This is a genomic window from Desulfoluna sp. HI9BLuna (assembly GCF_056829775.1).
In genome coordinates this window covers 817,289-842,064 of record NZ_CP186555.1, presented here as the reverse complement: position 1 = coordinate 842,064, position 24,776 = coordinate 817,289, and the positions used below count along the sequence as shown (strand labels likewise).

Sequence of the window (24,776 nt, the reverse complement as noted above, 5' to 3'; positions counted from 1 at the left end):
AATTTGTGTTGACTGTTTTACATGTGTAGTATTGATTTTTCATGTATGATGTGGGACCGTTGGTGGCGTCGTGCCGGGACACCCTGAAGGCAAGGGCCGGTGCATTCCAGATAAACCTACAAGGAGGCGGTTCCATGGGCAAGGATGCATACATCATCATCGCAGAGAGGATGAATCGGAATCCCATGAGGGTTCCCCGGGTCGAGGGCGAGTTCACCCCTTCGTTTATTGAATACCTCAAGCTTGTGTACACCCCGGAAGAGGCGGAGGTGGTCCGGCACCTGGATGTGCTTCCCGCCTTTGTTACCTTTGAGCAGGTGGCCGAAGCCACCGGCCTTTCCGTGGATGAGGTGGGGCGCCGCATCGAATCGGCCCATCACAAGAACGCCCTGGTGGGCATGGGCACCATGTTTTGCCTTCCTCCCATTCCCGTTCTCTTGAACCTCCACCATTTTTACAGCGACTTAAGGGAAGACGACCTCAAGTCCATCACCCTCTATCGTGATTTTTTCATCGATAAGGGCTACGGTCGCTACTACGAAACCAGCGAAGCGGGAAGCCCCGTGTTCAGGACCATCCCCGTGGAAGAGGCCATCCGGTGCGGGGAAAAGGTCATGACCTCGGAGGAGGCCCACAGTTTTGTTGAGAGCCTGTCCACCGAGGATTTTGTCATGGTGCCCTGTCCCTGCCGGACCCGGGCTGAAAAGGCCGGAGACCGGGAGTGCCGGGACAAGTTCCCCATCGGCAGCTGCATCATGATCGGTTTTACCGCCCTTCACTTCGAGAGCATCGGCCTTGGAAAGCGTGTGACCCGGGAGCAGGTCCTCTCTTACATGGATGAGATGATTCGCCTGGGACTGGTGCCCAACACCGAGAACGTGGAAAAAGAGAGCTCCACCATCTGCCTCTGCTGCGAGTGCTGCTGCTCCCAGGTGAGGGGGCGGACCCGCTGGGACAACCCCGAGTCCATCTCCCCCTCCAATTTTGTGCCCAAGGCAAACGACGATTGCGTCATGTGCGGCCAGTGCCTGGATCGCTGCTTTTTCGGGGCCCTCTCCCTGGACGAGGAGGCCGGAAAAGCCGTGGCCGATCCCACGGCGTGCATCGGCTGCGGCGTCTGCACCTTTGCCTGTGAGGCCGGGGCCCTCAAGCTGGAACGCTTTGAACGCTCCACCCCCTTTGCCTCCACCGGCAAGATGCTCAAAGCCTTCCAGGCAGAAAACACACCTTAATGGGACGTGTCTCCGACGGGCAGGGGATACATCCCCTGCACCCCAGGGTCGCGAATGCTCCCGACCTTCGCTCCTCAGGTCCATCGCATTCGCTGACGGGCTTCGCCCGTGGTGAATAGCAAAGAATCTTCACGCGGTGTCATGGGGTCAGCATGTGTATGGGATAGGGAAATCTGCCTCCGGCGGCCCTGCCGGGGGCCAAACTTTCAAAAAGTTTGACAAACAGGTCTTGCGGACGCCTCGGAACGGCCGGAAGTTATCGGCAAACCGATTGTTTTTGGCGTATCAGGCCTGCAACCGGAACGCTTTTGCGGAGCTTTTTTCAAAAAGCGACCCGCCGGAGGCGTTTTTTAAGAGTTGAATATACTTTTTTATCTGCGTTCTCACCTGTTGTCGAACCGGCCCTTCTCCCGTCGAAATCGTTTCTTATTCTCTTTCCAGCTCTCTTTGTCTTTTTTGCCGTTTTTTTGTTTGTGGGGAGTGGCCGGCAGGTCGTCGGGGTCGGGAAAGATGCTGCCCGGGGCGGGCTGCACCTGGGGCTTGGGTTTCTTTTTGGCGGTTTGTTTCTTGGGTTCGTCGGCTTTGGGAAGGCCCGGGCCGGAGAGGGCTTTGGCCGGGAGTTCGTGGGCCAGGTAGAGGTGGTCGGCGGCCTTTTGAAAGACAATGCCGTCGTCTTCGGCCATGGGCACATGGACGGTGAGAATGACCGGGTCGGGATCGATGCGCTTTCCGAGGCGTCTGGCAAAGGCCTTGTCTGTTGTAAGGCGGATGAGGGAATCGTCCGTGGGAGCGATGCCCCGTGCGTGGACCCTGGGCCAGGCCCTGCGACGGATGACGGCGTAGAGTTCGCCGGGGATTTCGGCTTCGTAGCGGGGCAGTTCCAGGCGGCTCCGGTCTGCGGCGCGGATTTTCTTCTCCATTACCTCCACAGGGCAGGGAGAGACGGTGAGGCACACCTCTTTGATGTGGCCCTCCCGGATGTGTCGCCACCCCTCTTCTTCGGTGACGGCCTTGAGGAGTTCCTTGATTTTGACGTATCCCTCTTCATCGGGGACAAGCCCGAACTCATACGGGTCCACCCCCAGGGTGTAGGAGAGCATTTTTGCGAAGGCCTTGGCTGCTTTGATCTGGCTCATGATGTCACGTTTCCGATGTGTCCCTGCCGCTCCCACCACGAATTGAAAATGGCTGTTGCATTTTAAGCCGTTGATGGTAAGTCAAGAGAGTCTGTTTCTAAGGACGAGCCGGGCTTCCTTTTGCCTGCGGCTCCGACCCCGTATTTTGATTTCCATGATGGCCCTAAAAAAGTCAGGGCACTGATTTTTGCCATCGCATCATAACACAAGGAGCTTTGAACGCGTATGGATACAACATCAAAAGCGCTTTTTGACCGGGCACAGGTCGTGATCCCCGGTGGTGTGAACAGCCCGGTAAGGGCCTGCAAGTCCGTTGGACGGGACCCCCTTTTTATTGAACGCGCCAAGGGCGCCCGGGTGTATGATGCCGACGGCAACGGATATCTGGATTACGTAGGCTCCTGGGGCCCCATGATCCTGGGGCACGCCCCGGAGCGGGTGAATGCGGTCTTGCGAGACGCCATTGAAAAAGGAACCAGCTTCGGCGCCCCCACCGAGATGGAGATCGAGCTGGCCGAGCTGGTCATCGACACCGTGGCTTCCGTGGACGTGGTGCGCATGGTCAACTCCGGCACCGAGGCCACCATGAGCGCCATCCGTCTTGCCCGCGGCTTCACCGGTCGGGACGTGGTCATCAAGTTCGACGGCTGCTACCACGGCCACGCCGACTCCTTTCTCGTGGCAGCCGGTTCCGGTGTGGCAACCTACAACATCGCGGGCAGTCCCGGTGTGCCCGAAGACACCATCAAGCACACCCTCTCCATTCCTTATAACGACATCGACAAGGTGCGTGAGGTCATGGCCTCCATGGGGGATCAGGTGGCTTGTATCATCGTGGAGCCCATTGCGGGCAACATGGGCTTTATCAAGCCCCAGAACGATTTCCTCAAGGTCCTCCGGGAAGAGACTGAAAAGCACGGAGCCCTGCTCATCGTGGACGAGGTCATGACAGGCTTCCGCGTGGCCCTGGGCGGCGCCCAGTCCCTCTACGGCATCACCCCGGACTTGACCACCATGGGCAAGATCATCGGCGGTGGCCTTCCCGTTGGTGCCTACGGTGGCCGAGCCGACATCATGGCCCACATCGCCCCCAGCGGCCCCGTCTACCAGGCCGGGACCCTCTCCGGTAACCCCCTGGCCATGGCCGCGGGCATCGAGACCCTGAAAGCCATCCGGGAGCCCGGTTTCTACGAGGCCCTCTCCGCAAAAACCACCCGCCTGGTGGACGGCCTGAAAGGTGCCGCCGCCAAAGCAGGCGTCCCCTGCACCGCCGACACTGCGGGCTCCATGTTCGGCCTCTACTTCACCGCCGGACCCGTTGCCAACTTCGAGGATGCCAAGACCTCCAATCTCGATCTCTTCAGCGCCTACTACAACCGCATGCTCGAAGAGGGCATCTACCTTGCGCCCTCCCAGTTCGAAGCCGCCTTTGTTTCGGCTGCCCATACCGATGAGGACATCGACACCACCATCGCCGCTGCAACCAAGGTGCTGGACGAACTGGCCGGATAGGCAGGGAAAGAGCCTGAAGCATGCCTCCGGCGGCGAGGTGTGCCACCTCGAAAGCGTATTGCCCTTGCGATTTTTCCTTCGTACCTCAGGAAAAATCGTAAGGGCGTTTGCCGTGGGGCCTCCCCCCTCGTTCCTCCGGTTACATCACATCCGCCTTTAAACGGTATGTATTTGCGTGTATTTTTTTAAGGGCTGTTTGGGCCGGGCTCTCAAAAAAAACGTGATAGATCGACCAGAATGGAGCGCCGCACTCCGGTGCGGCTTTTTAGGCCGTCGTTGCCCGTGCCGCACAGGAGTGCGGCGCTCCAGGGGACAAGGCTGTTTTTTTGGGGGGGGATGTAAATCAGGTCGATGGTCAAGGATAATCAACGCCGGAGTTTGCTTGAAAGGCGGATGTGATTTGCCCCGAGGAACGAGGGGTAAAGCGCATCCGCAACCTGCTTTTAAGATCTGAACTAGGTACGAAACAAAAAAACAAGCATTCGATAACCTGGAGATATGATGCAGAAGACACCCCCACATCACCTGAAATCCTCGTTGAACACAATCCCCGAAGGGGTGAAGCGCGTGCATCTCATTGCCGTGTGCGGCACGGGCATGGGGGCCCTGGCCCTGATGCTTAAAGAGATGGGCCTTGAGGTGACCGGTTCCGATAACGGGATCTACCCGCCCATGAGCGATCTGCTCGCCGACAACGGGATTACCCTGCTGGAGGGGTTCAAGGCCGAGCACTTAGGGGATGCCGATTTGGTGGTGGTGGGCAACGCCATCCGCAAGGACAACCCGGAGGCCTTGGCTTTGGGGGAAAAGGGCCTGCCTTACTGCTCGTTTCCCGAGGCCGTGGCAGGTTTCTTTGGCCGTGGAAAGCGCACGGTGGTGGTGGCAGGGACCCACGGCAAGACCACCACATCGTCCATGATGGCCTGGGTGCTGGAGCATGCGGGCAAGGATCCCAGTTTTATGATCGGGGGGGTGCTGCAGAATTTTTCCCGCAACTGCAAGGTGGGCAAGGGCGAGTTTCTGGTGGTGGAAGGTGACGAGTACGACACCGCGTTTTTTGATAAGGGACCCAAGTTTATGCACTACGACCCCGAGGTGACGATCCTCACCAGCGTGGAGTTTGATCACGCCGATATCTATGACGACCTTGCCGATGTCATGGGGTCTTTTCGAAAATTCATGGGCCGCCACCGTCCCGGGGCTGCTGTGGTGGCCGGACCCGGCACACACGTGGCCGAGGTGACGGCCGACGCTCCTTGCGAGGTGTTGACCTACGGACTTAACGGAGACCCCCTCTGGCGTTCCGAAGTCTTGACAGCCACGGCACCGGCCACCTGCTTCCGCGCTTTTTACCAAGGGGAGCTATACGGGGAGTATACCCTGCCCATGCCCGGGGGCCACAACGTGGAGAACGCCGTGGCCGTCATCGCGGCCTGTCATCGCCTGGGCCTGGACCGGCGCGAGGTGGCAGACGCCCTTGCCACGTTCAAAGGGGTCAGGCGTCGTCAGGAGGTCCGTGGAGAAGAGGACGGCATTCTGGTCATGGACGATTTTGCCCATCACCCCACGGCCGTTGCCAGCACCCTGGGGGCGGTGCGCTCTTTTTACCCGGACCGGCGGCTTGTGGCCATCTTCGAGCCCCGCACCAACTCCAGCATGCGCAATGTGTTCCAGGATGCCTATGCCACGGCCTTTGACTCGGCGGACCTTGTGTGCGTGCGCACCCCGCCCAACCCGGAGAAGGTCCCCGAAGGGGAGCGATTCTCCTCCGATGCCCTGGTGAGTGCCCTTTCGGCCTCGGGTAAGGAGGCACACTGTTTTCCTGACGCTGGGGCCATCGTTGATTTTTGCAGGGCCAACGCCCGGAAAGGAGACCTCCTCATGGTGATGTCCAATGGCGGCTTCGAGGGAATCCACGGACGCCTGCTGGCCATGCTGGAAGCCCGGGAGACGTGCGGGACCGCATGATCCCGGGGCCTTAGTCCTTGCACCCTTAAGATGTATCGTATTACTATTTGGTTTATTTCCCGGTGACGGCCTCATGAGCCCGCACGCCGTTTTGTGTTATTCCCACATTCATGTATGGACGACGGAGCCCATCCTTATGTTGAAGACCCTCCGCTCATGGGGCAAGTTGATCAGCCGTTTGTTTTCCCGGCGCAATCGCGACGACATGATCATGGGGGAGGTGTTGACCACCCGTGACGTGATCACGCCCGCTGAGCTGGAGACTGCCCTGGACGTGCAGAGAGACCGGCTGTTTCAGCAAGGGGTGGCCGTTCCCCTGGGAAAGGTCATCGTGGAGCTCTCCTACGCCACGGAGGAGGAGATCGTCACGGCAGTCAACGAGCACTACCGTATCCATGTCACCTCCCTGTCTGACAATATTCGTGGACTGATCCGTCGCATCGGCGATTCCCTCACCGAAGATGTCCCGGCCCCCCGGGTGCCCATCTGGCTTCAGCTCTCGGTGACCATGACCGTGGTGATGCTCCTGACCGTGGGGCTATTAAGCTACGTGATCCTGGAGCGCCAGAAGGAAAAACTCTACAATCACGCGGTGAAGCTGGGCATGGTGAGCCTCGGTTACTTTGCCAGCAACGCCAAGATCCCCCTCCTTGAAGACAACATCCTTTCCCTCAATGCCCTGATCCAGAACGCCGAAGGAGTGGACGGCCATCTGTACGCCCTTATCGTGGACAACAACGAGGTGATCAAGGCCCATACCGATTCGTCCCGCATCGGTAACACCATGGTGCGCTACCCGCCCACCGGACCGGTGGGCTCCCGGGGCGAGGTGACCTATTTCACCCATGACGCCGAAGGTGCGGGGCAGGTTTTGAACATGAGTGCTCCCATCGTGTTCAAGGAGAAGCGACTCGGCGAGGTGAACGTAGGGCTCTCCATTGATTTCATCGACCAGCTTTTCCTGGACGAGCGGGCCTTTCTTGTCATCAGCACCATGATCATCTGCCTTATCGGGCTGGTGGTGGCGGTGCTCTTTGGCCGTCGTTTTTCCAAGCCCATCTCCGGCCTTGTGACGGCTACCCAGGAGTTTGCCAAGGGCAACTACAGCCATAGGGTGGACAGCCGTCGCAACGATGAACTCGGTCGCCTGGCCACGGCCTTCAACCGCATGGGCAAGGAGCTTTTCAAGCAGACCATGATGCGGGAGTCCTTCGGCAAGTACGTGGGGGCCGACGTGCTGGAGCTGATCATGAGGAACCCGGAGACCACCTGGCTCAAGGGGTGTAAGAACCAGGCCACGGTTCTCTTTGCCGACATCCGGGGGTTCACCGCCTATACAGAAACCCGGGCCCCGGAGGTGCTGGTGGAAGAACTCAACAGCTACTTTGAGATCGCCACCTCCATTATCCTCAAGCATGGGGGGTATGTGGACAAGTTCATCGGCGACGCGGTGCTGGCCGTGTTCGGGGTTCCCGTTAAATACGATAACCATTCGGAACGGTGTGTCCGGGCTGCCGTGGAGATGCAGCAGGCGTTTCGCCAGGCCGGCGAGTCTGGCCGGAACCCGCTTCTCTCCCGCGTGGGGATCAGCATCAAGAGCGGAGTGGTTGTGGCGGGCAGCATCGGCTCCCAGGCCAAGATGGAGTACACGGTCATCGGGGACACGGTCAATGTTGCCGCATACATCAACGCCCTGGCCGAGGGCGGTGAGATCGTTGTGGGAAGCAGCGTCATGGAGAGGCACAGGGACATGCTGGAGGTGGAGTCCCTGGTGCCCCAGAAGGTCAAGGGGCGCTCCGGGCTGGTGGAGGTGTACCGGGTGACAGGGATACGCGATTATGGAAATTAAATCCGAACGACGGCTGTGGGTTGTGCTGCTGGCACTATTCTTTTTGGGGAGTGCCTGCACGGCGCGTCCCTGGCACCACGATGCCGGGGAATATGTGGTGGTGCAACCCGGCCCCGGAGAGGACCTTGAAAAGGTCGCCTCGGACTTCGGCGGAGGGGACGCAGGCCTTCCGGCCGTCAAAGCCCTGAATCCGCCCGGGCTGACACCTGCCAACACCCCTTTGCTTGTTCCCACAACCCCTGCCTATGATCTGGGAATCCGATCGGACGGCTACCAGGCCGTGCCGGTTTTGACCTATCGGTGGATTGATGGGGAGCACTCTGAATCCGTGGGGAAACACCTGCAGGACGACCTGCTCCAGTTGAAGACCATGGGGTCTGCCCTGTTGACGCCCGAGGCCTTTCTCGGATTTATCCGCATGGAGAGGTCGGTTTCCAAGGGCGCTGTGCTCCTTGCCTTTGAGGTTCGCGATGCCGAGGGGTTCAGGGACTTCCTGGAAAAGGTCGGCCATATGAAACTTACCGGGCTTCTGTTTCTGGATCCGTCCGAGGTGGGGGCGCCCGGGCAGCTGACGTGGGAGGAAGTGGCGCAACTTGCGCAAGGCGGACTTGAGCCCGCCCTGCTTCCGGCTGAGGCAAGGGGGCTCTCTTCCCCTGCGCCCAAGGAGAGCCTGGTGGGTTACACACGCCGTGTCAAGAAATCCATCACCTCCTCCCATGAACGCCTGGAGAGTCATACGGGGCAGCCCGTGCGGTTTGCCGCGTATCCGGACGGCACCGGCAACAGCGTGTTGGCCTCGGTGATGGTCTCTTTGGGGACCAAAGGGATCTTTGTCCTGGGAGACGGAGGAAATCCTTTTTTCTGCGATAACCTGAGCATCGTGCGCATGGATGTGGGGGGACGCGGGGCTGAAGAGCCCCTGGACCGTTATCTGGACACCTTCAGGGAGGCGAGGTTGGCATGGTGAGGTCGTGTCGTATTTTCTGGGTGGCGGCCTGCCTGATGATTCTGGGGGGCTGCGGGATTCCCATGGTCCCCCGTTCCGAGGTGCCCTTTCCCGATGCCTTGCAGGAGCGCGCCCTGGCCCTGGAGGCCCGGGGGGATATCGTGGGGGCCATTCGGTATTGGGAGGCGTCGGCGGCAGTGTCCCGTGAGAAGCTCGCTTCCCTTCACGCGCTTCGCCGTGAGCACATCCAAGGAGAGCTCGCGGCTGCGGACACGGCTCTGAACCGGGGCGATACGGACGAGGGGATTCGGCACCTCCTCATGGTGTTGCGCATGGACCCGGGCCATGGAGGGGCCAAGGAGCGCCTTCGCGGGACCCTGTCCCGACACCTGGTGGTTCCCTGCACCGTGAGGAAAGGGGAATCCGCCACGGACATGGCCCTTCGGGTGTATAAGAACGTCCGGCTGGCACCCCTGGTGGCGGCCCTTTACGGCGATGATCTGGCCGCTGGAGAGTTGCTTCGGTTGCCCGAAGTGGAGGCCTCCCTGGTGGCGGCCCAGTTCAGCTACGGCCGTTCCATTGCAAAGGCGCGCAGGGATTACAGGAGCGAGGCCTGGGGTTCCCTTCTGGCCGTTTCCGAAGAGATCCTCAGCTATGCACCCGGGGACGAGGAAGCCCTGTATTTAAAAAACACCGCAGCCCACAACCTGGCTGAAGCATTGTTTCGGCAGGGGGCCTACGGGGAGGCTTTGGCCATGTATCGCCGGGTGGATGCCTATTTCAGGAACGAAAAACCACGAATCAAGGAGATCCTTGCCATCCAGGCACGGCAACGTGATGAGGAGAAGGTGCGCACAAATACCCAGCGCCTCACCGAAGCCGCCAGGTTGTATAAAACAGGTGCCTTTGTGACGTGCCGGGATGTGCTGGAGGGCGTGGATTCCGGTTTCCCCGGGAAAGAGGCGCTGGCGGCGCAGCTGAACCGGACGCTGAAAGCCAGAGCGGAGAGCCATTATCGAAAGGGGGTTCGTCTGTTTCTTCAGGAAAATCTTACCGGCGCCATTGCCGAGTGGCGAAAGAGCCTTATCTTGAATCCGGAGCATGCCAAGGCCGGAGAGGGTGTAGAAAATGCCGGGCGCCTGCTTGAAAAAGTGGAGGGCATCCAGCCGGGCAAGGGGAGGCACACACCATGACAGTGGATCTGGTCACCATGGAGTCCCATGGGGCAGCGCGCAACGAGGTGAGAGATCTGTTTCGGCTGATGTGGCCCGGAGACAACGAGGCTTTTCTGGATGAGTCCTGGGACGATGTGGAGCGTCTTTATCGGGGAGAGTGGCCGGGATATTACCCCTGCGACACCCCGTACCACAACCTGACCCACGTGGTCACCGTGACGCTTGCCATGGCTCGCCTTCTTCACGGTGCGGTGCTCGACGGCCACCGGGTCACCGCCGAAGAGGGGCTTCTCTGCCTGGTGACGGCTCTTTTCCACGACGCGGGGCTGATCCGGGGCGTGGATGACCCCGAAACCACGGGGGCGGAACTCACCAAAAGGCATGTACCGCGCGGTATGGAGATGCTCGGGGCGTATCTCGTCGGCCATGGGTGGGACCGGGCCTCCTGTGGCTTTGCACGGTCTCTTCTTGCATGCACCGAGCTTGAGGCCGACATGCGCTCCATCCGGTTTGACACCGAAGAGCGCCGGTACATGGGGGAGCTGCTGAAGGCGGCTGACCTGGGCGGGCAAATGGCCGATTGCCGGTATGCGGAGAAGATTCTGCTTTTGGCCCAGGAGCTTCGCGAGGCGGATAAAGAGGCCTTTTTCGGTGAACGGGATCTTGTGATGAACACCCCGGCATTTTGCCGGAAGGCCTTAGGGGAGATGGTGGACGGGGACGGCAAGAGCGTGCTGGATCATTTTCGAACGCATTTCAGGGCTTACCGCGGGATGGACCGTAATGTCTATACTGATCAGATTTCAGCACAGATTTCGCTTCTGGAAGAGGTGGTTGCAAGGGGAGGCGACGCCTACCGGGCTTACCTTCGAAACGGGGTTGTGAAAATGGGTTGTCCCCCTCGCAATTTCGATGCTATATATCCAAAACAGTAACCAGATCGTCTTATATACTCACGAATGATACCGCACCTGACCCGGCGGAGACGCTGCGGGCAGAGCGTCCGATCCCCATATCACAGACAAACCGATCGGTGCAAAGGAGACAGGTACCCTATGGAAGGACTGGCTTGGGATGATTCCTGCAGGATACAGATTCCATTGATCGACGAGCGCAATCAGCGCCTTATGGAAATAGCGATGAAGCTCCAGGAGCTCACCGCTGTGAAACGGAAAAAAGAAGAGGATTTTGAGAATATCGGCGAAGCCCTTGCCGATATCATGGAGTTTGCCAGGATGCACTTCAACGAAGAGGAGCGTATTCTGGTGGGAAAACAATACCCCGAATTGAACCAGCACAAGCGTGAGCACAAGCGGTTCATCAAAAAGATCATGGGGTTCCGTCGCCTCTTTTCCGAAGATCCCGCAAAGGTGTCCGAGGACGCGCTGGCCTATGTGATCTCGTGGCTTCCCGCGCATATCAAGGAGGAGGACGCACGTTACGCCCCCTTTATCCGCGTCCAGAACTACCTGGCGGAGTGCCAGGCCATGGGGCGCCGCGGACGCAGCTGATCCGGGGAAGATTCCGCACAGACTCGCGACACAAAAAAAAGGGGATCAGGCCACATGTGCCTGGTCCCCTTTTTGTGTTGCGGGTCGGTGAACTATCCGGGTTACGCGTCCTCGTCTGAGGCCTCGTCGGGCTTCACACCCAGAACCAGCTCGTTGAGGATTTCGGTGATAACGGGTGTCTCCTGTTCGATGGCATAGAGGCGGTCCCTGTCAAAGATGGTCTCCGTGTCCGGCAGGTCGAAGGTGAATTCGCTCTGCTGGCGGATGGCCTCAAAAAGGATGGACAGGGAGTAGCAGGAGAGATTCTCGAAAAAGAGGCCTTCGTCCACCTGGTCATCTTCCTCGTCGGGCGTATAATCTTTCTGGGCCTGGGTCAACTCGGTAACGGCGGAGAGGAGCATCATGGAGTTCTCGTCTCCGAAGGGCTCTTCGTCGGAGTCCTCCTCAAGAACCGCCATGGCGAGAAAGTTTTTTGCCGCGATAAACAGGCGTTCAAGCCATTCCTCCTCCAGGTTGTGGGGCAAAACCGCTTCCGCTCCCCGTGAAATGACTTCGTCCATAAATCGGTTGATGCTCATGAAAATCTCCTGTTGCGCAGGCAGCCCTGCGGGTTGAATCGGAAGCGCTTAAGGGCTTCTGATGGTTTGATGGGCGGCATTATGGCACACTCTTACAAAAATGTGAAACCTGTGGGGGAAGAGAGTCTGTCAAAGCACGATGGGTAAGGCCTTTGGGGCCGTGGTGCTTGATACAGGGTATGGGTCGATGTTTACCATGGTAAACAGGGCTTGACAAGGGATGGTATGTCCCGCTAACTTAAAGTTAACTTTAAAGAGAGGTGAGAATGGCGTCGGAAGGCAGGCAATATACCATATCGGAGCTGGCATCAAGTCTGGAACTCAGTGCTTCAACCATTCGGTACTACGAAGAAAAGGGGCTGATCTCCCCGGCTCGAACCCCCGGGAACCAGAGGGTCTACACGGCCAAGGACAGGGCCCGCCTGAAGCTTATTCTGAGGGGAAAACGGTTTGGGTGTTCCCTGGAAGAGATCGCTGAGATCATCGGCCTTGCCAGCACCGAAGTCAATGAGGTGGGGCAGATCGAAATGAGCCTTGCCTATGCGGAGAGAAAGATCGAGGAGGTCAGGGAGCGCAAACGGGAGCTGGACCTCATGGAAAAGGATATACGGGCCATGAAAGAGGCCCTGGAGCTTCGCCTGCAGGAGCTGAAGCGATGACGAGATCATTTTAAAGCCTTATATATGTTTGCCCCCGGCAGGGCCGCCGGAGGCCTTACGTCCATAGCTGTTCAGGTTGGTTGGTGACGATGAAATCAATCCAAAGGGAGGGGCAATGTTCGATTACCTGTTGAGCCCGGAAGCCCTTGCGTTAAGGGACGAGGTGCGGGAGTTTGTCAAGGCGGTGCCCAGGCAGCTGCTCATCGACATGGACAACGACAAGGTGCAGTTTCCCAAAGAGTTTCTTCAGGAGGCGGGGCGGCGCAACCTCATGGGATGCCGCTACCCAGAGGCCTGGGGAGGGCGGGGCCTGGACTGGGTGACCACAGCCATGGTCATGGAGGAGGTGGGGGTACTGGGCTACATCATGGCCTGCACCTTCGGCGTGGGGGCGGAGCTGGTGTGCGATGCCATCATTCTCCACGGCACCGACGCCCAGAAGGAAAAATACGTGAAACCCCTTCTTAAAGGGGAGCTTTTTGCGGCCGAGTGTCTCACCGAACCCCGGGGCGGTTCCGATTTTTTCGGCACCAACACCACGGCCGAGGACAAGGGCGACCATTTTCTTTTAAGCGGCCAGAAGCGGTTCATCGTAGGCGGTGAAGGGGCGGACTATTTTCTTGTGTACGCCCGCACCGACGAAGGGGCCGAGCCCCATAAGGCCCTCACCTGTTTTATCGTGGATCGCGGACCCGGTGTGAAGGTGGAGTATCTTTACGGGCTCATGGGGTGCCGGGGGGGAGGTGCCGCACGCATTGTCTTCGACCGGGTCAAGGTCCCCAAGGAGAACATCGTGGGACGCCTCAACGGTGCCTTTGCCGTGTTCAACACCATGATGATCCCCGAGCGGCTCGGTACGGCCGCCATGACCATCGGCGCCGCACGTCCCGCCCTGGAAGTGGCCACGGCGTACACCACCAAACGACGGGCCTTCGGAAAGACCATCAACCGCTATCAGGGGGTGAGCTTTCAGGTGGCCGAGGCGGCCATGCTCCTAGATGCCAGCCGAAGCATGATCTACACCACCTGCCGCGCCGTGGACGAGGCCGTGGAACCGGCCCGCATCCGTCGCCTGGTCTCCGAGTCCAAAAAATTTGTCACCGAGGCCTGCCAGACCGTGGCGGAAAAGTCCATGCAGGTGATGGGGGGCATCGGGTACACCACCATCTATCCGGTGGAGAAAATTGTCCGGGACCTGCGGCTCGCCTCCATCTGGACGGGGACCAACGAGGTGATGTCCCTGATCATCGCCGGGGAGTGGTACGACGAGCAGGCCGCCGCACGCAAGGAAGGGCAGACCCGGGACTGTGAAACCGACGCCGAAGAAGCCTTTGCCGCGGATGAAAAGATTATGTAGCCCACAGGTTGGCGGAAAGAAGCGACCCGTGAAGGCAGGCAGAATAGCCCCTTTTCTTTTTACATGAACCTGGGAGGCCTGATGCTGCACGTTGTTCCCCACGACGCCGCCGGGGACGGGACCCCGGTGGTACTTCTCCACGGCTCCATGAACACCCGGCGCCAGTGGCGTACTCTTTTTGACGAGCTTACGCCGACCCATCGCCCCGTTGCCGTCGACCTGACGGGTTATGGGGAGGCGCCCTTTCCCGAGGACCCGGAGTGTCACTCCATGGAGGCCGAGGCCGAAAGGGTCCATGGGCTTGTGTACGGCCATTTGCAGACCCGTGGTCCCTGTCACCTGGTGGGCCACTCTTACGGAGGGGCCGTGGCCCTGTGCTATGCGGTTATGTTCCCCGGGGCCGTCAAGAGCCTGGTGCTCTTCGAGCCCATGTGTAACCATGTCCTCGACGAGACGGGTCATCCCCTTCAACACGACGGCAGGGCCCTGATCGGTCGTATTACGGAGCTTCACGACCGTGGAGATGACGAGGGTGCCGCCCGGGAGTTTTTCAACAGCCTTACGGGTACGGATGGCTTTCACCTGCTTCCGGACGGTGCCCGCAAAGCCCTTTCATCGGGGGTAGGCAAGATGCTCCTGGATTACCGCACCACGGTCTCCACCCCCCTTACCCTTTCGGATTACGGGCAAATCGACTGTCCCGTCTGTCTTGCCACCGGTCGGCACAGTCCGGTGCTCACCACCGCCATCTCAGCCATTTTGGGCCGTCATCTCACCCGGGTACGGACCGTGACCGTGCCCGGGGATCACATGGCCCCTGTTTTTTACGCCTCGGACGTGAACACCCTGGTGAAGGAACATCTGGACTCGGTGTGACCGTTTGGGCGGATGCTGCTTTAATAGCCTTTTTTTCTTTTGCTTTTGGTATCTTGTGCTCTGTTGGTGAATAATGTTACGTAATGTGAACATGACGACAGGGCGTCCGTCAGGGCGCCTAAAATCACCATGATGTTACGGGCAACCAAAGGGAGAAGGGGATGAATAGAAGCAGAAGGAGCGTTGCAGGCTGGGGTGGGGCGGTCGTTTTTGTTGCGGCTTTTTTCTTTTTCGGCAGCGGGGTGTGTGCGGAGGTCATGGTGGCCGACCCTCTGGCCCGGGTGAAGCGATCCCTTGAGACAAGTCGCTCCCTTTCCGATTACACGGCGGTCCTTGTGAAGCGGGAGCAGTTCGAAGGCAGCCTTGGCCCGGAAGAGGAGATCCTCTTTAAATACGCCCAGCCGGGTCGGGTGTATATGCGATGGATCGGAAAGGTCAACAAGGGGCAGGAGGCCCTGTACGTCAAAGGGGAAAACGAAGATCGCCTTAAGGCCCACAAGGGCGGTTTTTTGGGGCTGGTTACGGTGAACGTGGATCCCACGGGCAAGATGGCCATGGAGGGGCAGCATCACCCGATATTTCATGCAGGCATCGTTTTTACCACGGAAGTCGTTCTCCGCGACCTGGAGAAAGGCTTGAACCGCAATGAAGTCCGTGTGATGGACCGGGGCCGTCAGAGCCTGGACGGCCGTGAGGTGGTGGTCGTGGAGGCGTTTTTCCCGGAAGAGGTGAAAGGGGCTGTCCACACAGTGAAAAAAGGTGAGACCCTCTGGGATGTCGCGGGCCGATACGATCAGGACATGTTCGTGATTCTTTCGGTGAACAAGGGCGTGGACACGCCGCAGGATATCAGGGAAGGGCAGGCCCTGACGATTCCTGATTACTATTGTCGTCGTTCCGTCAGCTATTATGACGCGGATTCTGAGCTTCTCGTGAAGATCGAGAATTATGACTGGAACAACACCCTCTATGAGGTGTACCACTACAGGGACCTGCAGCTCAACGTGGGGTTGAGCAGCTATGACTTTGACCCCGATAACAAAGGTTATTCGTTCTGATGGCGGGCTGAGTGGCCCCCCTTTTTGAGCCGCATTGATGGAGCGGGCCGTGACAAAAAACCCGGCGAAAGCCGGGTTTTTTGGTTTTATCTGAGGTCTGGCACGGACCGTGTGAGTCGTCAACGGACGACGGAGTGATCAATAAAACTCTTCACGCTTGAAGTGGGAGGCATCACAGGCATCGTTGAGGTTGCCGCCGGACGTTTCCAGAAGGCTCGCGATGGTGATACTGTCCAGGGATTCGTACAGGTTGCGCGTTGCATCGGCCCAGACGGTGCGCACCCTGCATTCGTCGGAGAGTTTGCACCCTTCGGGGTCTGCGACACACTCCACGAGATCGCTCTCGCCTTCGAACTTTCGGACGATTTCACCGAAGGTTATGGCCTCGGGGTCTGCCATGAGCTTGTATCCGCCCTTGGGCCCTCGAAAGCTGGTGATGTACCCGTCTTTTTTAAGATCGCGAATGATCTGCTCCAGGAATTTTACGGGGATGTCCTGAAGCCTTGAAATGACGCCCACCTGAATGGGATCGCCCTCTTTATGGCGTGCGAGTTCAAGAAGTACTCTGACGGCATATCTGCTTTTGCTGGATAGTCTCATATGTTTTTTACCCGAATATCAAGAGAGTCTGTGCCACGTTTAAGTCCCTGATGTCTTTTCCCTGTGTATGGTATGCTCCGCGTCGTGGCCCGGGGCACGACCCCCATGGGGCGCTTTTGGCTCGACCCTGAGGCATCTTGAGCGGAAGCAATCCCGGTAAATGGACGTCTGACGGGACTAAAAGATTATGTTGCCGGGGGAAGTTCTGTCAATGAAAACTTTGGAAAGAGGTTCTCTCAGGGGGAAAGTTGTGCCCATGCCGATGAACAAAAATGAATGTCAGCCTTTGGAATAAAAGGGCTGTCAAGGGGCGGGCCGTGTTCAGGGCGCGGGGTCCGGCACATCGGCAGAAGGGGTGTCCAGGGCACCGAGCTCTTCCGGAGAGGGCAGGTCGTCCACGCTGTTGAGGCCGAAGAGCTCCAGAAAGTGGCGTGTGGTGGCATAGATCAGGGGACGCCCGGGGATCTCTTTGCGCCCGGCCACCCGGATCAGTCGCATGTCCAGGAGGCTTCGGATAATTCCGCCGGAGTCCACTCCCCTCAGGTACTCCACCTCGCTTCGGATCACCGGCTGGCGATAGGCGATGACGGCCAGGGTCTCCAGGGCGGCCTTGGAGAGCTTCAGGGACGGGGCCTGGTGAAGTTTGGCGGTCCAGGGGGCCAGGTGAGCCGCTGTGCGGAACTGATAGCCTCCGGCCACCCGGACAAGGTGGACGCCGCCGTCCCGGGCGGTGTATTCGGCCACAAGCTCACGGACCGTTTCCGGCACCCTCTCTTTTTCCGTTTCCGGGACCAGGCGACGGAGCTTGTCCATGGACAGAGGGTGGGGGGCGGAGAAGAGGAGGCCCTCGACGATCTGTTTAAGGGTTGGCTGGGGCATGGAGGGCTGTCTCCTCATGGGCCGGAGGCTCCGGCATGGGGGCAAAAACGCGGATGATACCGCTCTGGACGTGTTGCATGATCCGCAGGCGGCCCTGTTTGGCCATCTCCAGAATGGCCAGGAAGGTGACCACCAGCTCGGCCTTGGACTCTTTGGGATGGAACAGGTCGGTGAACAGGACGGATCCTTTTTGTGCCAGCTTTGCTGCCACCTCTTCGATTCGCTGGCGGACGCTGAGTTTTTCCGTGGAGAAGTCCACGGCATGATCCCGGTAGCGCCCTGCCATGAGTTCTTTGTAGGCGTTGACCAGGTCCATGAGGTCGGCCTCCACGAGCCGGTCTTCCCCTGCAGGTGGTTCCGGCGCGGGCTCCCGCTCCTGGCGGACAAAGGTGGCGGTGCCGAGCATCTCCCGGTCTCCCAGCCACTCGGAAGCCCGTTTCATGCGCAGGTACTCCAGCAGGGGCCGCGCAATCTCCATACGGGGGTCTTCATCCTCCTCGCCCCCTGTCGGGGGGAGGAGCATGCGCGACTTGATGTGGGTGAGGGTGGACGCCATGAGGAGAAAATCACCGGCAAATTCGATGTCCAGGCTCTTCAGCATCTCCAGATAGGCCATATACTGCTCTGTGATGATGGCGATGGGGATATCGAGGATATCCATGTCGTTTTTGATGACCAGGTGGACCAGAAGGTCCATGGGGCCCTCAAAGACATCGAGCTTGACGGCGTAGCGGGTACCGAAGAGTCGGTTCATGGCGTTCCTGTTTCCGTGTGCGGGGTTATCCCAGGGGGGTGAACCCCACGGCTTCCCGGATTTCCTTGAGGAAGGGGACGCTGTACTCACGTGCCTTGTCCCTGCCCTTGATGAGTTCGGCCTCAATGTCTCCGGGGTTGGCGATGAGTCGGTCGTAGGTGTCCCGGAAGGGGGAGAGGGTTTCGTTTAAGTACTCGAAGAGGAACTGCTTCATTTCGCCCCAGGCAATACCGGCTTCATAGCGTTTTTTCACATCGGCAACCTCGTCTGCGGAGGCAAAGGCCCGGAAGATCTCAAAGAGGGTGCACCCTTCGGTGGACTTGGGCTCACCGGGCTCCAGGGAGTTGGTCTTGATCTTCATGATGTGCTTGCGCAGCTTTTTCTCGGGGAGAAAAAGGGGAATAGTGTTGTTGTAGCTCTTGCTCATCTTGCGGCCGTCGAGGCCGGAAAGAACGGCCACGGAGTCGTCGATCATGGCCTCAGGGAGCACAAAGTGTTCGCCGTAGTGGTGGTTGAAGCGGGCGGCGATGTCCCGTGCCATCTCAATGTGCTGGATCTGGTCTTTTCCCACGGGAATTTTGTGGGCCTTGAACATGAGAATGTCCGCGGCCATGAGGATGGGGTAGCTGTAGAGCCCCATGGTGATCCCTTTGTCCGGGTCACCGGTGCGGTTCTCTTCGTTGGCCTGGACCTTTGCCTTGTAGGAGTGAGCGCGGTTCATAAGACCCTTGGCCGTCATGCAGGTGAGGACCCAGGTGAGTTCCGGGATCTCGGGGATGTCCGACTGGCGGTAAAACACGGCGTTGTCGGTGTCCAGGCCTGTGGCAAGCCATGTGGCCGCCACTTCCATGCTGGACTGCCTGAGTCTTTCCGGGTCGTGGGAGCTGATGATGGAGTGGTAGTCCGCCAGAAAATAGAAGGAGCGGACATCGGTTCTGCGGCTCGCTTCGATGGCGGGCCGGACGGCCCCGACGTAGTTGCCGAGGTGGGGGGTGCCGGAGGTTTGTATCCCTGTCAGTACGGTCTCTTTCATCGCGTTCATCCTTAGGGTGGCGTTCCGCAAGGGGTGCGGAATACCGGGTATCTATGCAGTCAATAAGGCGGCCCCTTGGCGGGGTCACACGGTGTCTCTTTTTTAATCCTCAAGGCGGGGCTGGCCCACCGGGTGCCCCCCTTCTATGCCGGAAAAAAGGGGAAAGATCAAACGTCAATCGGTTTGTCTCGGGCGGGTCACCCCTTTAGGTAGCCGGCGGCAAAGGCCAGCTCGTCATCTCTGTCCTTGAGCTGGCCGTCGAGTTTGGCGGCCAGGGTGTCTGCCAGGATCTCACCGTAGCGGGGGCCGGGTTTGAGGCCCAGGGTCTTGAGGTCACGGCCCCTGATGGACAGGGTGATGTGGCGGAGTTGGCTCATGTAATGGGAGATGGCTTTTTTGATGGCCTCGTCCTTTGAGATGGCCATGACGTACAGGAGCAGCTCGGTCCTCAAGGGGGAGAGCTGCCGATGCAGGTCGCTGTTGGCGGCGGGCAGGCCGTGGGTGAGCCAGATGTAAGCTCCCCTGGCATGAAAGCGTTCCTCTGTGAGGATTTTTCGGTGTTTTGGGGGCAGCATGAGGCGCCTTGCCACCACCTCGGAAACCTCCCGGTCGCAGGGGGCCAGCAGGGTCAAAAAGTAAATGATCCAGCGTTCGATGGGTTCGTCCGTGTACATGAGGTCATGCCAGGCCAGGACTTTTTTGGCTTCGTCCAGCTGGTCGATGAGCTCGTTGTGCCGGGTGATGCCCGGGTGGATGATCTCCATGAGGCCCAGGTCGAAAATCCGCAGGATGGACGGGATGGGGTTCTCCTCTTCCAGGATCTGCCGGAACTCGTTGAAAACCCGAAGGCCCCCCAGCTCCCGGAACACGTCCAGGTGGATGGCGTTCTTGATCATCTCCCGGGTGACCTTGCCGATGGTGAACCCGAAACGCTGCTCGAACTTGATGGCCCGGAACACCCGGGTTGGGTCCTCCACAAAGCTCAGGTTGTGCAGGATTCGGATGCGTTTTTCCTTGATGTCCCGCTGGCCGTTGAAAAAGTCGGTGAGGGTGCCGAACCCGTCGGGATCCAGGCGGATGGCCAGCGTGTTGATGGTAAAATCCCTGCGGTACAGGTCAAGCTTGATGGAGCTGGTTTCCACCTCGGGCAGGGCGGCCGGGGAGGGGTAGTACTCCATGCGGGCCGTGGCCACATCCACCTTGAAGCCATCGGGGAAGATGATCACCGAGGTGCCGAATTTGGTGTAGGTGTTGATGCGGGCCCCCATCATCTCTGCAAAGGCCTTGGCAAAGGTGATGCCGTCCCCTTCGATGACGATGTCGATGTCGTCGTTTTGCCGTCGCAGGAGCAGGTCCCGCACAAATCCGCCCACCACAAAGACCCCGTAGCCCATGTCGTGGGCTACGCGTCCGATCTGTTTGAGGAGGTCGAGGATCTCTCCGGTGAGGCGTTCCCGCATGAGGGAGACCACTGGCTTCTGTTTCGGGTAGTGGGGCGGGGCGCTGACTTCGCTGCCTTCGGAGCGGGCGTGCTCCTTGCTGTAGACCAACAGGTTGAGCAGGTCCGTGCGGGTCACCACCCCTGCCACGCGGTCGTTTTCCATAATGGGCAGGAGCCGCTGCTTGTCGCCAATGATGCGATCCACCAGGGTGTTGAAGTCGGTGTCCGGGCTGGCCGTGGCCACGGAGGAGAACATAAAGTCCTGCACGGGGCAGGCTCCCAGGTTGTGGGAGAGGGCCCGCTCAATGACCTGGCGGGTGATGTAGCCCAGGAGCTGCTCGCTCTCGTCGTCGAAGGTGGTGACCACCAGGGCGTTGATGCTGTAACGGGTCAGGAGCCGCGATGCCTCGGACAGGGGCAGGAGCGGTGCGGTGGTGATTGCCGGGGCGCTCATGAGGTGACGGGCCGTCCGGATGGGTTTGACCCGGGCGGCGAGCAGGGCGCCGAGCCTCTCCTCCACCTGGGCCAGGGGCATGTTGCGGATGGAGGCCGAGGCGGCAAAGGGGTGGCCGCCCCCACCGAGATCGGATAAGATGGCCCCGCAGTCCACCTCGGGCAGGCAGCTTCGGGCCACCACATGGATACGGTTTCCCATGCCGGCCAGGACGAAAAGGACCCCCAGGCTCTCCATGCGCATCATTTTCTGCACAAGTGTCGCCAGGTCCGGGATGTACTCTTCCAGGGCCAGGGTGACCAGGGTGACCTCCACGCCGTTGATCATCCGTCGCTCGGATCGGTTCAGCATCTCGTTGATGAGGGCCACCTGGGCCGGGTCCAGCTCCTTTGCGATGAGGCTGGAGACGATGTCCAGGTTGGCACCCAGGGAGACGAGCCATGCCGCGGCCTCAAAGTCTTCCGGGGTGGTGGACGCGTAGGTGAAGGATCCGGTGTCCTCGTAGATCCCCAGGCAGATGATGGTGGCCTCTTCTTTGGAGAGCTCGATGCCGCGTTCCCGGATGAGGCCGGTGAGGATGGTGGCGGTGGCGCCGGTGGGGCGGATGACCTCAAGGGCTCCGGACAGGGCGTCGGGCAGGTCGGGGTGGTGATCGTAAATGTGGATCTCCGGGGCCTGCTCGTTGATGATGGCGGCCACCTCCCCTAAACGGGAAAGGTCCCGGGTGTCCACGAGGACCACCCGGCTGACCCGCTTGCCGGCAATGTCGGTGCTCCGTTTCATGTTGAACAGATAGAGCAGGGAGCTGATGAAAAAATTTTTCAGGTTTTTTTTCTCTCCGGCGTTGGGCAGGACCACCACGGAGTCGGGGTAGAGCTTGTGGGCGGCAAGGACCGACGAGATGCCGTCAAAATCAGCGTTGATGTGGGTGGTGATGACGGTCAGGCCGTCCTGGCTGGCTGGGTTGGTTTCGTGCACGGGCTCCCCTTTTAAACGTCTGTGGTGGCCGGGAAGAGTGGAACCGGGGTTCCCGGCATGCGGGTTGCGGAAGGTGTTCACGGCCTGGGCTGGCTGCCGGGCGGCAGTCGGCTCCTGTTCTGGTCGTCGTTTTTGCGTCTTGCTCCCGGGTGTGCGAGAATGCAACAGCCTTGAACACGGGTCACGCTGCGAGGGCGCGTCCGGTTACGAGACCGGCGGCCTTGAAATCGCGCGAGAAATTTGTTTAGCTTCGCGGGTCGCGACGCGCATGAGCATGATATAACCAAGTGCCTCCGTCAGGTCAAGGCCGGTGCCGGGCGTCGGTGGCCTTTTCATATTTTTCAGGAAGTGAGGACGTTCCATGACAGAAGAACCGTATGTCTATCTTTTCGGGCCCGTGCCCTCCCGCCGCCTGGGTCTTTCCCTGGGCGTGGACCTGGTGCCGTCAAAGACCTGCTCTTTGGATTGTGTATATTGTGAAAGCGGGGCCACCACAAGGCTTACGGTCAAGCGCTCCGCCCTGGTGCCGAAAGAGGCCGTGATGGCGGAACTCGACCGGTATCTCGCCACCCATGAGCCCCCGGACGCCGTGACGTTTTCCGGGGCAGGGGAGCCGACCCTCCACGAAGACCTGGGGGAGATTGCAGACCATATCAAATCCCGCTGTCCCGGTGTCCGTGTGGTGCTGCTCACCAACGGCACTCTTTTTGACCGGGAGGATGTGAGGCGCGACGCCGCCCGCACGGATCTGGTCGTCGCCTCCTTTGAGGCCTCGAACCAAAAGGTGTTTCATGCCCTTAACCGGCCCCATCCTTCCCTGGACCCCAAAGCCATGGCCGAGGGGCTCATGGCGTTCCGGCAGGAATTTTCAGGTGAGTTGTGGATCGAGGTCTTCATCGTGCCCGGCGTTAACGACGATGATGCTGAGGTGGCGCGGCTTGCCGAGGTGGTGAAACGTATCGGCCCGGACCGTGTTCAGGTGAACACCCTGGATCGTCCCGGTACCGAGTCCTGGGTGAAACCGGCGGACCCGGAGCGGCTGAAAATCATTACCGAGGCCCTGGGGTCCGGAGAGGTTATCGGAGCGTACACCCCACGTTCAACGGGCGGAGACAGCGACGCGGATGTGGCGTCACGGATTCTGGGGATGGTGCAAAGGCGCCCCTGCACGGCAGAGGACCTGGCCGAGAGCCTTGGCGTTTTACTGGAACAGGTGGATGAGGCATTGGAAACACTGATGCGCACAGGGCGGATCCAGCAGGAAATCCAGGCGCGGGGAATGTTTTACAAGCCCTTGTAAAGCGGCGACAAACCAAAAATTGATTGATAAAATGGGGAAAAACATTTAATGAAATCATAACCGCGTTTTCGTTTCCTGAATTTCTGTCTCAGGAATGATGGGTTCATGGCAGGCGGCCCTGCCGTGTTCCCTGGCCCATCCAACCAACCGCAAGGTCGCTTCGATGCCACGCCCATGCCCGTTCAGGGCATGTTGATGCCAACCCGCTCTCCAGTTTTTGTAGGAGGTTGACGATGCCTGTTTATCTCTGGGAAGGGAAGAACAGAAAAAACGAAACCCGTAAAGGGGAAATGGAAGCCCGCAGTGAAGAGGCGGTCCGAGCGAACCTCACGCGCATGCGCATTGTGCCGGGCAAGATCAAGCAGAAACCCAAAGATATCCTGGAGAACGTCACCTTCCTGCAGCCCGTGGTGAAGGAAAACGATATCATTGTTTTTTCACGGCAGTTTTCCACCATGATTGATGCTGGGCTTCCCATTATCCAGTGCCTTGAGATTTTGCTAAGCCAACAGGAAAATCCCACCTTTAAGAAGGTGATCAAGGAGATCAAGGGGGATGTGGAGGGCGGCCAGACCTTTGCCGCGGCCCTGAAGAAGCACCCGAAGCTCTTTGACGACCTGTTCGTCAACATGGTGGCCGCCGGAGAGGCCGGGGGTATCCTCGACATCATTTTGCGCCGCCTGTCCAGCTACATGGAAAAAATGATGAAGCTCAAGCGCCAGGTGAAGGGCGCCATGACCTACCCCCTCGTCACCATGGTCATCGCTGTTTTGGTGGTGGCCGTGATCCTGGTGTTTGTCATCCCCTCTTTTACGGCGATGTTTGCAGATTTTGGGGCGGCCCTGCCCCTGCCCACCCAGGTGGTCATCAACATGAGCGAATTTGTCCGTGGAAAAATCCTGTATATTCTTATCGGTATCGTGCTTGCGGTCATAGCCTACAAGCAGTTTGGTAAGACGGTGAAGGGGCGAAAGATCCTTGATCGGATCTTTTTGAAAATTCCCGTGTTCGGGATCCTGATCCGAAAGGTGGCTGTCTCTAAGTTCACCCGTACCATGGGGACCATGCTCAACTCCGGCGTGGCCATTCTGGACGCTCTGGATATCGTGGCCAAGACCTCTGGCAACGTGGTCATCGAAGAGTCCATCTACGAGGTGCGTGCAGGAATCTCCGAAGGCCGGACCATGGCCGATCCTCTTATCGAAAGCGGCATCTTTCCCTCCATGGTCTGCTCCATGATCGCCGTGGGGGAGTCCACCGGGGCCCTGGATACCATGCTGGAGAAGATCGCGGATTTTTACGACGACGAAGTGGACCAGGCCGTGGAGAACCTGACCTCCCTCATTGAGCCTTTTATGCTGGTCTTTCTGGGTACGGTCATCGGGGGACTGGTCGTGGCCATGTACCTTCCCATCTTCAAACTGGCCAGCGTTGTGGGCTGATGGCCGCGGGCGCCGTGGGAACTCCACCGGATCGCCGG

At 59.3% G+C, this 24,776-nt stretch carries 21 protein-coding genes; 14 read left to right on the top strand and 7 right to left on the bottom strand.

Features of this window, described 5'->3' with window-relative positions; all coding sequences use genetic code 11:
- The first annotated feature begins 134 nt into the window (after positions 1-134).
- On the top strand, positions 135-1,232 hold the full coding sequence (locus ACOYW0_RS03135; protein WP_482417123.1) for an ATP-binding protein: 1,098 nt from the start codon (positions 135-137) through the stop codon (positions 1,230-1,232).
- Positions 1,233-1,615: 383 nt separating this feature from the next.
- Here ACOYW0_RS03135 and ACOYW0_RS03130 read toward each other — a convergent pair whose 3' ends face one another.
- On the bottom strand, positions 1,616-2,368 hold the full coding sequence (locus tag ACOYW0_RS03130; RefSeq protein ID WP_482417122.1) for an RNA 2'-phosphotransferase: 753 nt from the start codon (positions 2,366-2,368) through the stop codon (positions 1,616-1,618).
- A gap of 225 nt (positions 2,369-2,593) precedes the next feature.
- Between ACOYW0_RS03130 and hemL the strand changes: the two genes are divergently transcribed.
- The 7 genes from hemL to ACOYW0_RS03095 all read left to right on the top strand — a co-directional run bounded on the left by hemL (position 2,594) and on the right by ACOYW0_RS03095 (position 11,329).
- The gene (gene hemL / locus ACOYW0_RS03125) at positions 2,594-3,880 is read left to right on the top strand and encodes a glutamate-1-semialdehyde 2,1-aminomutase (RefSeq protein ID WP_482417121.1); all 1,287 of its coding nucleotides are present in this window, start codon (positions 2,594-2,596) and stop codon (positions 3,878-3,880) included.
- Between the two features lie 498 nt (positions 3,881-4,378).
- Positions 4,379-5,848 carry a UDP-N-acetylmuramate:L-alanyl-gamma-D-glutamyl-meso-diaminopimelate ligase gene (gene mpl, locus ACOYW0_RS03120; RefSeq protein WP_482417120.1) on the top strand — a complete coding sequence of 490 codons (1,470 nt, stop codon included), beginning with the start codon at positions 4,379-4,381 and terminating at the stop codon, positions 5,846-5,848.
- A 136-nt stretch (positions 5,849-5,984) separates the two neighbouring features.
- Positions 5,985-7,697, top strand: coding sequence for an adenylate/guanylate cyclase domain-containing protein (locus ACOYW0_RS03115; RefSeq protein WP_482417119.1), 1,713 nt, complete (start codon positions 5,985-5,987; stop codon positions 7,695-7,697).
- On the top strand, positions 7,687-8,664 hold the full coding sequence (locus ACOYW0_RS03110; protein WP_482417118.1) for a polysaccharide deacetylase family protein: 978 nt from the start codon (positions 7,687-7,689) through the stop codon (positions 8,662-8,664). Before ACOYW0_RS03115 ends, ACOYW0_RS03110 begins: the two co-directional genes overlap by 11 nt.
- Positions 8,658-9,836, top strand: a complete 1,179-nt coding sequence (locus ACOYW0_RS03105; RefSeq protein WP_482417117.1) for a hypothetical protein — start codon at positions 8,658-8,660, stop codon at positions 9,834-9,836. Before ACOYW0_RS03110 ends, ACOYW0_RS03105 begins: the two co-directional genes overlap by 7 nt.
- The gene (locus tag ACOYW0_RS03100; protein ID WP_482417116.1) at positions 9,833-10,753 is read left to right on the top strand and encodes an HD domain-containing protein; all 921 of its coding nucleotides are present in this window, start codon (positions 9,833-9,835) and stop codon (positions 10,751-10,753) included. The genes ACOYW0_RS03105 and ACOYW0_RS03100 overlap by 4 nt, the downstream gene beginning before the upstream one ends.
- 120 nt (positions 10,754-10,873) lie before the next feature.
- The gene (locus tag ACOYW0_RS03095) at positions 10,874-11,329 is read left to right on the top strand and encodes a bacteriohemerythrin (RefSeq protein WP_180145863.1); all 456 of its coding nucleotides are present in this window, start codon (positions 10,874-10,876) and stop codon (positions 11,327-11,329) included.
- 101 nt (positions 11,330-11,430) lie between these two features.
- On the opposite strand, the gene ACOYW0_RS03090 is transcribed toward ACOYW0_RS03095, so the two are convergent.
- On the bottom strand, positions 11,431-11,907 hold the full coding sequence (locus tag ACOYW0_RS03090) for a hypothetical protein (RefSeq protein ID WP_482417115.1): 477 nt from the start codon (positions 11,905-11,907) through the stop codon (positions 11,431-11,433).
- Between the two features lie 266 nt (positions 11,908-12,173).
- On the opposite strand from ACOYW0_RS03090, the gene ACOYW0_RS03085 reads away from it, so the two are divergent.
- The 4 genes from ACOYW0_RS03085 to ACOYW0_RS03070 all read left to right on the top strand — a co-directional run bounded on the left by ACOYW0_RS03085 (position 12,174) and on the right by ACOYW0_RS03070 (position 15,857).
- Positions 12,174-12,566: a MerR family transcriptional regulator gene (locus ACOYW0_RS03085; RefSeq protein WP_482417114.1), complete on the top strand. Its 393-nt coding sequence runs from the start codon at positions 12,174-12,176 to the stop codon at positions 12,564-12,566.
- Positions 12,567-12,681: 115 nt separating this feature from the next.
- Positions 12,682-13,923, top strand: a complete 1,242-nt coding sequence (locus ACOYW0_RS03080; RefSeq protein WP_482417113.1) for an acyl-CoA dehydrogenase family protein — start codon at positions 12,682-12,684, stop codon at positions 13,921-13,923.
- 81 nt (positions 13,924-14,004) lie between these two features.
- Complete coding sequence (locus tag ACOYW0_RS03075) at positions 14,005-14,799, top strand: alpha/beta fold hydrolase (protein WP_482417112.1); 795 nt, start codon at positions 14,005-14,007, stop codon at positions 14,797-14,799.
- A gap of 161 nt (positions 14,800-14,960) precedes the next feature.
- Positions 14,961-15,857, top strand: coding sequence for a DUF1571 domain-containing protein (locus ACOYW0_RS03070; RefSeq protein WP_482417111.1), 897 nt, complete (start codon positions 14,961-14,963; stop codon positions 15,855-15,857).
- Positions 15,858-15,995: 138 nt separating this feature from the next.
- On the opposite strand, the gene ACOYW0_RS03065 is transcribed toward ACOYW0_RS03070, so the two are convergent.
- The 5 genes from ACOYW0_RS03065 to ACOYW0_RS03045 form a co-directional block, all read right to left on the bottom strand.
- The gene (locus ACOYW0_RS03065) at positions 15,996-16,457 is read right to left on the bottom strand and encodes an RrF2 family transcriptional regulator (RefSeq protein WP_482417110.1); all 462 of its coding nucleotides are present in this window, start codon (positions 16,455-16,457) and stop codon (positions 15,996-15,998) included.
- A 321-nt stretch (positions 16,458-16,778) separates the two neighbouring features.
- The gene (gene scpB / locus ACOYW0_RS03060) at positions 16,779-17,336 is read right to left on the bottom strand and encodes an SMC-Scp complex subunit ScpB (protein WP_482417109.1); all 558 of its coding nucleotides are present in this window, start codon (positions 17,334-17,336) and stop codon (positions 16,779-16,781) included.
- Positions 17,317-18,090 carry a segregation and condensation protein A gene (locus tag ACOYW0_RS03055; RefSeq protein WP_180145889.1) on the bottom strand — a complete coding sequence of 258 codons (774 nt, stop codon included), beginning with the start codon at positions 18,088-18,090 and terminating at the stop codon, positions 17,317-17,319. Before ACOYW0_RS03055 ends, scpB begins: the two co-directional genes overlap by 20 nt.
- A gap of 25 nt (positions 18,091-18,115) precedes the next feature.
- A complete protein-coding gene (gene trpS, locus ACOYW0_RS03050; RefSeq protein WP_482417108.1) occupies positions 18,116-19,123 on the bottom strand; it encodes a tryptophan--tRNA ligase in 1,008 nt (335 codons plus the stop codon).
- 197 nt (positions 19,124-19,320) lie between these two features.
- Positions 19,321-21,996 (bottom strand): CBS domain-containing protein, encoded by a 2,676-nt coding sequence (locus tag ACOYW0_RS03045; protein WP_482417107.1) that lies wholly within the window; start codon positions 21,994-21,996, stop codon positions 19,321-19,323.
- Between the two features lie 361 nt (positions 21,997-22,357).
- On the opposite strand from ACOYW0_RS03045, the gene ACOYW0_RS03040 reads away from it, so the two are divergent.
- A complete protein-coding gene (locus ACOYW0_RS03040) occupies positions 22,358-23,296 on the top strand; it encodes a radical SAM protein (protein ID WP_482417106.1) in 939 nt (312 codons plus the stop codon).
- Between the two features lie 233 nt (positions 23,297-23,529).
- Positions 23,530-24,738, top strand: coding sequence for a type II secretion system F family protein (locus tag ACOYW0_RS03035; protein WP_482417105.1), 1,209 nt, complete (start codon positions 23,530-23,532; stop codon positions 24,736-24,738).
- Positions 24,739-24,776 lie beyond the last annotated feature (38 nt).

Excerpts from the sequence above, each read along its gene's own strand:
- ACOYW0_RS03135 (WP_482417123.1), top strand. The coding sequence starts at position 135 with ATGGGCAAGGATGCATACATCATCATCGCAGAGAGGATGAATCGGAAT.
- ACOYW0_RS03130 (WP_482417122.1), bottom strand. The coding sequence starts at position 2,368 with ATGAGCCAGATCAAAGCAGCCAAGGCCTTCGCAAAAATGCTCTCCTAC.
- hemL (WP_482417121.1), top strand. The coding sequence starts at position 2,594 with ATGGATACAACATCAAAAGCGCTTTTTGACCGGGCACAGGTCGTGATC.
- mpl (WP_482417120.1), top strand. The coding sequence starts at position 4,379 with ATGATGCAGAAGACACCCCCACATCACCTGAAATCCTCGTTGAACACA.
- ACOYW0_RS03115 (WP_482417119.1), top strand. The coding sequence starts at position 5,985 with ATGTTGAAGACCCTCCGCTCATGGGGCAAGTTGATCAGCCGTTTGTTT.
- ACOYW0_RS03110 (WP_482417118.1), top strand. The coding sequence starts at position 7,687 with ATGGAAATTAAATCCGAACGACGGCTGTGGGTTGTGCTGCTGGCACTA.
- ACOYW0_RS03105 (WP_482417117.1), top strand. The coding sequence starts at position 8,658 with ATGGTGAGGTCGTGTCGTATTTTCTGGGTGGCGGCCTGCCTGATGATT.
- ACOYW0_RS03100 (WP_482417116.1), top strand. The coding sequence starts at position 9,833 with ATGACAGTGGATCTGGTCACCATGGAGTCCCATGGGGCAGCGCGCAAC.
- ACOYW0_RS03095 (WP_180145863.1), top strand. The coding sequence starts at position 10,874 with ATGGAAGGACTGGCTTGGGATGATTCCTGCAGGATACAGATTCCATTG.
- ACOYW0_RS03090 (WP_482417115.1), bottom strand. The coding sequence starts at position 11,907 with ATGAGCATCAACCGATTTATGGACGAAGTCATTTCACGGGGAGCGGAA.
- ACOYW0_RS03085 (WP_482417114.1), top strand. The coding sequence starts at position 12,174 with ATGGCGTCGGAAGGCAGGCAATATACCATATCGGAGCTGGCATCAAGT.
- ACOYW0_RS03080 (WP_482417113.1), top strand. The coding sequence starts at position 12,682 with ATGTTCGATTACCTGTTGAGCCCGGAAGCCCTTGCGTTAAGGGACGAG.
- ACOYW0_RS03075 (WP_482417112.1), top strand. The coding sequence starts at position 14,005 with ATGCTGCACGTTGTTCCCCACGACGCCGCCGGGGACGGGACCCCGGTG.
- ACOYW0_RS03070 (WP_482417111.1), top strand. The coding sequence starts at position 14,961 with ATGAATAGAAGCAGAAGGAGCGTTGCAGGCTGGGGTGGGGCGGTCGTT.
- ACOYW0_RS03065 (WP_482417110.1), bottom strand. The coding sequence starts at position 16,457 with ATGAGACTATCCAGCAAAAGCAGATATGCCGTCAGAGTACTTCTTGAA.
- scpB (WP_482417109.1), bottom strand. The coding sequence starts at position 17,336 with ATGCCCCAGCCAACCCTTAAACAGATCGTCGAGGGCCTCCTCTTCTCC.
- ACOYW0_RS03055 (WP_180145889.1), bottom strand. The coding sequence starts at position 18,090 with ATGAACCGACTCTTCGGTACCCGCTACGCCGTCAAGCTCGATGTCTTT.
- trpS (WP_482417108.1), bottom strand. The coding sequence starts at position 19,123 with ATGAAAGAGACCGTACTGACAGGGATACAAACCTCCGGCACCCCCCAC.
- ACOYW0_RS03040 (WP_482417106.1), top strand. The coding sequence starts at position 22,358 with ATGACAGAAGAACCGTATGTCTATCTTTTCGGGCCCGTGCCCTCCCGC.
- ACOYW0_RS03035 (WP_482417105.1), top strand. The coding sequence starts at position 23,530 with ATGCCTGTTTATCTCTGGGAAGGGAAGAACAGAAAAAACGAAACCCGT.